Below are 9,531 nucleotides of genomic sequence, written 5' to 3'. Positions count from 1 at the left end.
ATGAGCGTTCATCCCGACATCGCGGCGCTGCTCGACATGATCCAGCTGGGAACGGAGTCCGGCGCGCGCATTCCGTTTCCTCAGCTCACGCCTGCGCAGGCGCGTGCCGACTTCGAGGCCTCGTCTCCGCTGCTGGATGTCGATCCGCCACCGCTCGCGCATGAGCGACACTTGGCCTTGCCGATGCGCGACGGAACGCAGATAGCTGCGCGGCTCTACGCGGAACGGACGCCTCACTGTGCCGAGCCGCTGCCCGTATTGCTCTACATGCATGGCGGCGGCTTCGTCGTCGGCAGTCTCGATTCGCATCAGCCGCTGTGCCGCGGGCTTGCTGTCGACAGCGGTGCGGCCGTGCTCTCGATCGCCTATCGGCTCGCGCCGGAGCATCGGTTTCCGACGGCGTTCGAGGATTGCGTCGATGCGCTCGCCTGGATCGGACGCGAGGGGCCTGCTGCAGGCCTCGACCCGCAGCGTATCGCCATTGGTGGCGACAGCGCGGGCGGCACGCTGGCGGCGGCGCTGGCCATCGCGGCCCGCGACGATCGCTCCTTGCCACAGCCTCTGCTCCAGGTGCTCGCTTATCCCGGCCTCAGCCCACAGCAGGTCAGCGAGTCCTATGCCAAATACGGCTCCGGCTTTCTGCTCGAACGCGAGACCGTGGACTGGTTCTTCAAGCATTACCTGCGGGAAGACGCCGATCGCCAGGATTGGCGGTTCGCGCCGCTGGCCGCCCCCGACCTCGCTGGTGTCGCGCCCGCGCTGATGCTGCTGCCGGAGTTCGATCCCTTGGTCGCAGAGGGCCGGGACTACGCGGCGCGGCTGCGCGCGGCCGGCGTCGCCGTCGATCTGAAGATCTATCCGGGCATGATCCACGAGTTCCTGCGCATGGGCAACATCGTGCCGGACGCGCTGCAGGCCCGCGCCGAGATCGGCACGAGACTCGCCGACATCTTTGCTCAGCAGATGGGAGCCGGCCGCTCATGACGACCTCATCCGATCCTGGGATCGTTCATGCCGGCAGCCTGTTGCGGCCTTACTGGAAGCTGATTCTCAGCGGAATCCTGCTTGGACTGCTCGGCGGCGGCAGCGTCGCCAGCCTGCTCGCCGTGGTGAACAGGGGCCTCTACGCCGGCGCCGGCGATGTCGGCAGCCTGGTTGCCTCGTTCGCCGGGCTCTGCGTCCTGATCGTGATCGGGTCGGTCGGCTCGGACATCAGCGCCAACGTCGTCGGCCAGCGCATCATTGCTTCGCTGCGCAAATCGCTGGCCGCCAAGATCCTGATGGCGCCGATCGATCAGCTGGAATCCTATCGGGCTCACCGGCTGATTCCGGTTTTGACCAAGGACGTCGATGCGATCAGCGATTTCGCCTTCTTCTTTCCGGCGTTCCTGGTCTCCGGCGTCATCGTCGCCGGCTGCCTGGTCTATCTCGCCGTGCTGTCGTGGCCGCTGTTTCTCATCACGGCAGCGTTGATTGCGCTCGGATCGTTCGCGCACTTCCGGGCGCGTCAGCGCGGAATGTCCGGCTTCAATCTCGCCCGCCAATACGAGGACGATCTGCAGAAGCACTACCGTACCATCGCCGAGGGCGCCAAGGAGCTGCGTCTGCACCGGCCCCGCCGGCATCACGTGCACGTCGACCTGATTCAGCGCACGGTCGAGAAGATCAGCGACGTGCAGATCGGTGCGATCAATCTGCTGGTCACGGCGCGCGCGCTCGGAACGGTGATGCTGTTCATGGTGATCGGGACGGCGCTCGTGCTGCGGCCGCTGCTGTGGCCGGACAGTCCGCCATCGGTCTCCAGCGGCTTCGTTCTCGTGTTGCTGTTCATGCGTGGGCCGATCGATCAGCTCATCGGCATGCTGCCGTCGCTCGGACGGGCGCAGGTCGCGATGCGGCGGATCGCCGAACTGTCGGAGCGGTTCGCCACCGCCGAGCAGGATCTGCTCGGCGACCCGGCCGAAGCCGCTGCCGAGCGGATCGAATCGATCGAGCTGCGTGGCGTCGCTTACGCGTTCCGCGCGGCCGGCGGCGACACATCCTTCGTGCTCGGGCCGATCGATCTGCGCATCCGGAGCGGCGAGACCGTCTTCATCGTCGGCGACAACGGCAGCGGCAAGACGACGTTGATCAAGCTGCTGCTGGGGCTCTACGTCCCCGATGATGGCGTGCTGCTGCGCGACGGCGTGCCCGTCGTCAGCGCGACCCGCGACGACTATCGCCAGCTCTTCACCACTGTGTTCGCCGACTACTTTCTGTTCGACACGCTGCTGCAACATGGCGGCCACACGCCCGAGTTCGCGCAGCGCTATCTCGATCGGCTCGAACTGGCCCACAAGGTCTCGGTCGAGAACGGCGCGTTCTCGACCACGGACCTGTCGACCGGCCAGCGCAAGCGCCTGGCGCTGGTCAACGCCTGGATCGAAGGACGTCCGGTGCTGGTGTTCGACGAATGGGCGGCCGATCAGGATCCGGCGTTCCGTCACGTCTTCTATACCGAGCTGCTCGCCGACCTGAAGCGGCTGGGCAAGACGATCATCGTGATCTCACATGACGATCGCTACTTCCACTGCGCAGACCGGATCGTGCGGCTCCGCAACGGACGGATCGAGGAGGAAGCGTCGGCGCCGCGGCGTGAGAGGTCGCGATCGAAGCGTTCAGCGAAAGCAAAAATGCAAGATGAGGTTGCGTCACACGCGCCATCGAGAGCGTGAGCTGAAACTTGTAACTAATCTAGTCTGCGCCGCGGCGGCCATGCTTGTCTTCGATGCGCCGACACTTTTACATCCTGAGCGGGAGCTGACCGCGGTCACATCAGTGCAAAGGCAATGAGGGGGAGACTCGCATGGATGCGAGCGCGAGCTTCGATGCAAGAGGCCGGACGTTCCGGGCCGGAACCGATACCGTGACGTCGGTCGTCCGCGACAATGAAACGGTTCGCGTAATCGCCGATGGTGCGGTGCTGTCGTCGCTTCGCCTCCATGGCGACCGGCTTGCTGTCGACGGCGGAGATCCGCGAGGGCTGGTCCGCGGTGTCGCGGCCGCGGCCGAAGCGCTGTTCGGCTGGCACCCGTCGCTCGACAGGCTCGTCCTCGAACTCGGAGACAGGCCGGCGGCGGCGGCGGCGCTCGCGCGCGAAGGCCTTGCGGTGATCATGGACGGCAAGCCGGTGCTGTGGCCGGAGATGCTGATGCAGCGGCGCGAGAGCTGGCTCGTGGATGCGGCGCGCCCGGCATTTCCATTGTCCTATGCCGTGACCGACGGCAAACGGCATCCGCGACGGCCGCCGAAGCCGGAAGGCCCTGTCTATTCCCGCTTCATCCCTTGGCTGTCCGACGTCATTAGTTTCCGTGTCGTCGACATCGCGCGCGATCTGGCGCTGGTTCACCGCTGGCTCAACGATCCGCGCGTGGATGCGTTCTGGAACGAGGCGGGCGACCTCGACAAGCACCGTCAGTATCTGTCCAGGCTCCTGTCGGATCCGCATATGCTGCCGCTGATTGGAAGCTTCGGGGAGCGTTCCTTCGGCTATTTCGAGCTGTATTGGGCCAAGGAGAACCGGATCGCGCCGTTCTACGACGCGGCCGATTACGACCGCGGCTGGCATGTGATCGTCGGCGAGGACGCGTTTCGCGGCCGCGACTTCATCACCGCCTGGCTGCCCTCGCTGATGCACTACATGTTCCTCGACGACAGCCGCACCATGCGCATCGTCGGCGAGCCCGCTGCGGCCCATGCCCAGCAACTGCGCAATCTCGACCGCGCCGGATTTGCCCGGATCAAGAATTTCGACTTCCCGCACAAGCGAGCGACCCTTGTCATGTTGCTTCGCGAGCGTTTCTTCGGCGACCGGCTGTGGCAGCCGGCGGCGAAGGACGCGACCCTCGACACCCAACGCTGACGGAGCATCACCCCATGTCGTCTCAACTCGCCCCGGACTATGATGTCGTCGGCGTCGGCTTCGGGCCATCCAATCTGGCGCTCGCGATCGCGCTCGACGACAGCACGAGACAGCGGCGGCTGAATTGCCGCGCGCTGTTCGTGGAGCGGCAGCCGGACTTCAGATGGCACGGCGGCATGCTGCTCCCCGGCAGCAACATGCAGATTTCCTTCCTCAAGGACCTGGTGTCGCTGCGCGACCCGACCAGCCCGTTCACCTTCATCAACTATCTGCACAAATCCGGCCGGCTGCTCGATTTCACCAATTGCAGGACGTTCTATCCGAGCCGGATCGAGTTCAACGACTATCTGCGCTGGGTCGCGGGCCAGTTCAGCGCGATGGTCGAATATGGCGAGACGGTCGTCGCGGTCGAGCCGGTGACCGCCGGCCAGTCGGTGGCGGCGCTGCGTGTGGTGACGCAGACCGGGCGGGGCGAGCAGCAGTCGCGCACGGCACGGAATCTGGTGGTCGCCGTCGGCGGCGTGCCGCATGTCCCGGCGATGTTCCAGGCGATCGCGGCTGACCGGCGGGTCGTGCACACCAGCGGCTATCTCGATTCTACCGTCATCGCCGAGATGAGCGGCCGGGCGCCGCGCGTGGCCGTCATCGGCGGCGGTCAGAGCGCGGCCGAGGTCACCCTCGATCTCAGCGAGCGGCTTCCGGAGGCCCATGTCGATCTCGTCTTCCGCGCGCACGCGCTCAAGCCGTCGGACAGCAGCCCGTTCGTGAACGAGATCTTCAATCCGGACTATACCGACTATTTCCATTCGCGCGAGGAGGGCCAGCGCGCGGCGATCATCCGCAGTTTCCGCAACACCAACTATGCCGTCGTCGATCCGGATCTGCTCGACCAGCTCTATCGCCTGACCTATCAGCAGCGGGTCTCGGGGGCGCGGCGGCTGGCGCTCCATCCCCGCAGCGAGATCGTCGGTGCGGAAGCCGGCCCCGCCGGAATAGACCTCGAACTCCTCAACAAGGACGAGGACGTTCGCCGCCGGGCGTCCTATGACGTGGTGGTGCTCGCTACCGGCTACGAGCGATCGCCGATCCCGGCGTTCCTCGATCCGATCAGCCGCTACGTCGAGTCGAGCGCGCTGGATCGGGACTATCGTCTCCAGACCAGTCCCGCCTTCCGTCCGCAGGTCTACCTGCAGGGATGCGCCGAGGTGTCCCACGGGCTGAGCGACACGCTGCTGTCGGTGCTGCCGATGCGCGCCCAGGAGATCATGGCCTCCCTGGCGTCGACTGCGGCGAAGCAGCGCAGTCCGGAGCAGGATCCGCAACTGACCGAACGCGTGTACTCGTGAGGGCTGGGCATCATGTCGTCGAAGGTGATGAATGACTGAGCCGGAGCAGGGAGCCTCCGTGATGGCCGCGGCGCTGATTGAGCGTCACGGCTGATGAGCATTGTTGATCGTCGTGTTTGCGAATGGTGGAGGGCCGGCGTCGTGGATCGGCAAGCAAGCACGGCGGAGCGTGGGAATGGGAAATGGGTGAGCCGCATTTACCTGAGCGGGTCGTGACTTTATTGGTATCGAGTGATCACGCGCGGCTCGTCGGCCGCACCATGTCGGAGCGTTACGACTACATCGTCGACATCGCGTCATTGCATACGCGCGACGAACTGATGCGGCGTCTCGATCTCGACCGCATCCTGGTGCGGCAGGTCGAGAAGTGGCTCGGCTTCCATGGACGCCGCCTGCGGCGGCCAGCCGAAAGCATCGATATTGCGATGTGCAGCCTGGAGTTTCGCAAGCGCCGCATCCGCCGGTCGCGTCTGGGGGCCCGGCGGCGCCGGCTCGATCCGAAGGCCCCTCCCAAGGAGCCGGGCTGACGATCTGCGGAGCCCGACCGTCGTCCGAAGGGGGATGTGGGGTGTCCGGCGCTCGAAGGTTCGCCGCCGTGGCAAGGCCCCGCTCAAGGGCGCTTCCTCGTCAGTCCGGGTTTTCGGATGGCCGCTGTCGCTGATTTCCGAGAGTCCGGACGCTCGACCGGCCGGCGGACCGGCCCATTCCCGTGATGGCTTGCAAACGGTAGCAAATCGAAGCACATGCGGCCGCCTCACGCCGCATCGCTTCGCTGGCACGAATACTGCTACGAGCCCCTCCAAACGAGCGCCAGCTCCAGAACAGTCGACGCGAGGGGACGTCCCGATGCCAGCCCACAGCCCACCCATTTCCTGAGAACGACCAGACAGGCGAGCCCGCCTGAGCAGCATCGCGCGTCCGCCCCTTTGCTGGCGGTGGCGCTCTTGGATATGGCGACTCGGCTCGGGATGCATTGGAGACGATGATGACGATTGCGGACACGAACACGCCGCCGGCGATCCGCGCATCGTCGACTGCACCGGCGCGGGGCAGCTCACGTCGATTCCGAAGCGTAGGACGGTGATCGGCCTCGGCCCCATGTGGGCGATCTCATCAGCGAGATCTGCCTGGCTGTCGGGATGGGCTGCGAGCCGGCCGAGATCGGCAAGACCATCCATCCACATCCGACGCTCGGCGAATCCATCGGGATAGCCGCCGAGGTCTTCGAAGAGTATTGCACCGACCTGCCGCCGCCGAAGCGGGCGTCGGCGCTTTGAGACGAGACGTAGACCGAGTGAGACCAGGGAGAAAAGATACGATGTCTGCAACCGCCACCGTGGAACCAAAAAAGCCGTTCTACCGCGTTCTCTATGTTCAGGTCCTGGTCGCCATCGTGCTCGGCGTCATCGTCGGATGGGTCTGGCCGGAGTTCGGCAAGAACGACTGGATCAAGGCGCTCGGCGACGGCTTCGTCAAGCTGATCAAGATGGTGATCGCGCCGGTGATCTTCTGCACCGTGGTGTCGGGCATCGCGCATGTCTCCGAGGTGAAGAAGGTCGGCCGCGTCGCCGTCAAGGCGCTGATCTATTTCGAGATCGTCTCGACCTTCGCCCTCGCCATCGGGCTGATCGTCGGCAATTTCATCCAGCCGGGGGCGGGCTTCCAGGGCCAGACCAACGCCGCGGCCGTCGCCAACTACGCCAAACAGGCGAGCGAGATGAAGTCGGTCGACTTCGTGCTCCACATCATCCCGGACACGGTGGTCGGCGCCTTCGCGCAAGGCGAGATCCTGCAGGTGCTGCTGTTCTCGATCCTGTTCGGCATCGCCCTGATGACCCTGGGTGAGCGCGGCCATACGATGCGCGCCTTCATCGACGACGCGGCGCATGCGATCTTCGGCGTCATCGCCATCGTCGTGAAGGCGGCCCCGATCGGCGCGTTCGGCGCGATGGCCTTCACCATCGGGCGCTATGGTCCGCAGGCGCTCGGCAACCTCGCCGGCCTGATCGCGACCTTCTATCTCACGGCGCTCGTCTTCGTCGTGGTCGTGCTCGGCATCATCGCCCGCATCGCCGGCTTCTCGATCCTGAAGTTCCTGAAATACATCAAGGACGAACTCCTGATCGTACTCGGCACCTCGTCGTCCGAGAGCGCGCTGCCGCAGATGATGGAGAAGCTGGAGCGGCTCGGCTGCTCCAAGCCCGTCGTCGGTCTGGTCGTTCCGACCGGCTATTCCTTCAATCTGGACGGCACCAACATCTACATGACCCTGGCGACGCTGTTCATCGCGCAGGCGATGAACGTACACCTCTCGTTCGGCGAGCAGATCACGATCCTCCTCGTCGCGATGCTGACCTCGAAAGGCGCCTCGGGCATCACCGGCGCCGGCTTCATCACCCTGGCCGGCACGCTCGCAGCCGTCAGGCCCGAACTGGTTCCGGGCATGGCGATCGTGCTCGGCATCGACAAGTTCATGAGCGAGTGCCGCGCACTGACCAATCTGTGCGGCAACGGCGTCGCCTGCGTGATCGTGGCGTGGTGGGAAGGCGAACTCGACCGCGACAAGCTGCGCATCGCGCTCGATCGCGACATCGACCCGGCCGACGTCGAGGTCGCGGTCACCACCGGCTAGCGCTGCGTATGTCGAGGAGGATAATGGATCGGGACCTGGGAGAAGCGACACGCGAACATCATCGCCTGCCAACATCTCGCGTCGTCTGTTAAGAATGGCGGCAGGGCTTGGGCCCGCCGTGGGAGGCGTCCTGTTCGTGCCGCAAAGCCGCCGTATATCCTGACGCCATCGTCGACGGTGCGGTGCATCGTCGACATGGCGGCGGGCGGCGTTCGGGATCTGGTGCACCAGCAGGCGTGCGGGCACCACGCGGCCATTCTTGGGGAGGTTGGATGATGGCCGGTGCGCAGTCGGGAGTTCCGCGTGTCGTGATCGTCGGCGGCGGCGCCGGCGGACTGGAACTCGCCACGCGCCTCGGCGACAAATACGGCCGCAAGGGCCGGATCGACGTCACCCTGGTCGAGCGCAACCGCACCCATGTCTGGAAGCCGAAGCTGCACGAGATCGCCGCCGGCAGCATGGACATCTCGGCCCACGAGGTCGACTATCTCGCCCAGGCCTATTGGCACGGTTTCCACTACCGCATCGGCGACATGATCGGCCTCGATCGCGACACGCGCGAGGTGCTGGTCGCGCCCTATCTCGATGCCGAGGGGCGCGAGGTCACGCCAAAGCGTACCATTCCCTATGATGTGCTCGTGCTCGCCATCGGCAGCCAGAACAATGATTTCGGCACGCCTGGTGTGGTCGATCACGCGATCAAGCTGGAATCGCAGCGCGACGCCAGCCGCTTCCACGAGCGCATGGTCAATGCGTGCATCCGCGTCCATGCCCAATCCTCGCCGATCGCCGCGCACCAGCTCAAGGTCGCGATCATCGGCGCCGGCGCGACCGGCGTCGAATTGGCTGCCGAGCTGCACCGCACGACACGGGAGGTGGTGGCCTATGGCCTCGACCAGGTCGACGCCGAGAAGGACATCAGGATCACGCTGATCGAGGCCGCGGGCCGGGTGCTGCCCGCGCTGCCGGATCGCGTCTCGCGCGAGACCGAGAAGCTGCTCGCGCGTCTGGGCGTCGAGGTCCTGGTGGGCGCCAAGGTCGCCGAGGTCGGAGCCGACAAGGTCAGCCTCGCCGATGGCCGTGTCATCCCGGCCGAGCTGATCGTGTGGGCCGCGGGCGTCAAGGCGCCGGACTTCCTCAAGGACATCGCGGGGCTGGAGACCAACCGGATCAACCAGCTCGTGGTCAAGCAGACCTTGCAGACCACGCGCGACGAGCGCATCTTCGCGATCGGCGACTGCTCGGCCTGCTCCTGGGGCGAGCGCGGCAACGTGCCGCCGCGGGCGCAGGCGGCGCATCAGCAGGCCTCGCATCTCACCAAGCAGATCCCGCGCTTCATTTGGGGCGCGGCGCTGACGGATTACCGCTATCGCGATTTCGGCTCGCTGGTGTCGCTCGGCGAGTTCTCAACAATCGGCTCGATGATGGGCGCGCTGGTCGGCGGCAATCTGGTGTTCGAGGGCTTGTTTGCGCGGATGATGTATCTGTCGCTGTACAAGATGCACGAATACGCGCTGCATGGCCTCGCCAAGGTCACCCTGGACACGCTCGCCCGCCTGATCACCCGCCGCACCGAGCCGCACGTCAAGCTGCACTGATGGGCGCCGGCCGGGGCGGGCGGCCGCGCTGCATTGCGGCGTCGCCGGCGGCCG

General features: G+C 65.7%; 7 protein-coding genes and 1 pseudogene. All 8 read left to right on the top strand.

Translation table 11 applies throughout. The annotated features are described in order from the left end of the window. The 8 genes and pseudogenes from ACQR1B_RS06170 (at position 1) to ACQR1B_RS06135 (ending at position 9,477) form a co-directional block, all read left to right on the top strand. Positions 1 to 984, top strand: coding sequence for an alpha/beta hydrolase (locus ACQR1B_RS06170; RefSeq protein WP_434835407.1), 984 nt, complete (start codon positions 1 to 3; stop codon positions 982 to 984). Then, positions 981 to 2,714 carry a cyclic peptide export ABC transporter gene (locus ACQR1B_RS06165; RefSeq protein WP_434835406.1) on the top strand — a complete coding sequence of 578 codons (1,734 nt, stop codon included), beginning with the start codon at positions 981 to 983 and terminating at the stop codon, positions 2,712 to 2,714. The genes ACQR1B_RS06170 and ACQR1B_RS06165 overlap by 4 nt, the downstream gene beginning before the upstream one ends. A 131-nt stretch (positions 2,715 to 2,845) precedes the next feature. Continuing rightward, a complete protein-coding gene (locus tag ACQR1B_RS06160; RefSeq protein WP_434835405.1) occupies positions 2,846 to 3,901 on the top strand; it encodes a GNAT family N-acetyltransferase in 1,056 nt (351 codons plus the stop codon). Between the two features lie 14 nt (positions 3,902 to 3,915). Beyond that, positions 3,916 to 5,247 (top strand): lysine N(6)-hydroxylase/L-ornithine N(5)-oxygenase family protein, encoded by a 1,332-nt coding sequence (locus ACQR1B_RS06155; RefSeq protein ID WP_434835404.1) that lies wholly within the window; start codon positions 3,916 to 3,918, stop codon positions 5,245 to 5,247. A gap of 212 nt (positions 5,248 to 5,459) precedes the next feature. Then, positions 5,460 to 5,774 carry a hypothetical protein gene (locus tag ACQR1B_RS06150; RefSeq protein ID WP_434835417.1) on the top strand — a complete coding sequence of 105 codons (315 nt, stop codon included), beginning with the start codon at positions 5,460 to 5,462 and terminating at the stop codon, positions 5,772 to 5,774. Between the two features lie 570 nt (positions 5,775 to 6,344). Further along, positions 6,345 to 6,524 (top strand): annotated as a pseudogene (locus tag ACQR1B_RS06145) (dihydrolipoyl dehydrogenase); the annotation flags it as partial. A gap of 41 nt (positions 6,525 to 6,565) precedes the next feature. Further along, the gene (locus ACQR1B_RS06140; protein WP_434835403.1) at positions 6,566 to 7,879 is read left to right on the top strand and encodes a dicarboxylate/amino acid:cation symporter; all 1,314 of its coding nucleotides are present in this window, start codon (positions 6,566 to 6,568) and stop codon (positions 7,877 to 7,879) included. A 275-nt stretch (positions 7,880 to 8,154) separates the two neighbouring features. Next, complete coding sequence (locus ACQR1B_RS06135; protein WP_434835416.1) at positions 8,155 to 9,477, top strand: NAD(P)/FAD-dependent oxidoreductase; 1,323 nt, start codon at positions 8,155 to 8,157, stop codon at positions 9,475 to 9,477. Positions 9,478 to 9,531 lie beyond the last annotated feature (54 nt).

Source organism: Bradyrhizobium oligotrophicum, from assembly GCF_051168495.1.
GTDB classification, from domain to species: Bacteria; Pseudomonadota; Alphaproteobacteria; order Rhizobiales; family Xanthobacteraceae; genus Bradyrhizobium; species Bradyrhizobium oligotrophicum_A.
This window is presented reverse-complemented; position numbering and strand designations above follow the sequence as displayed.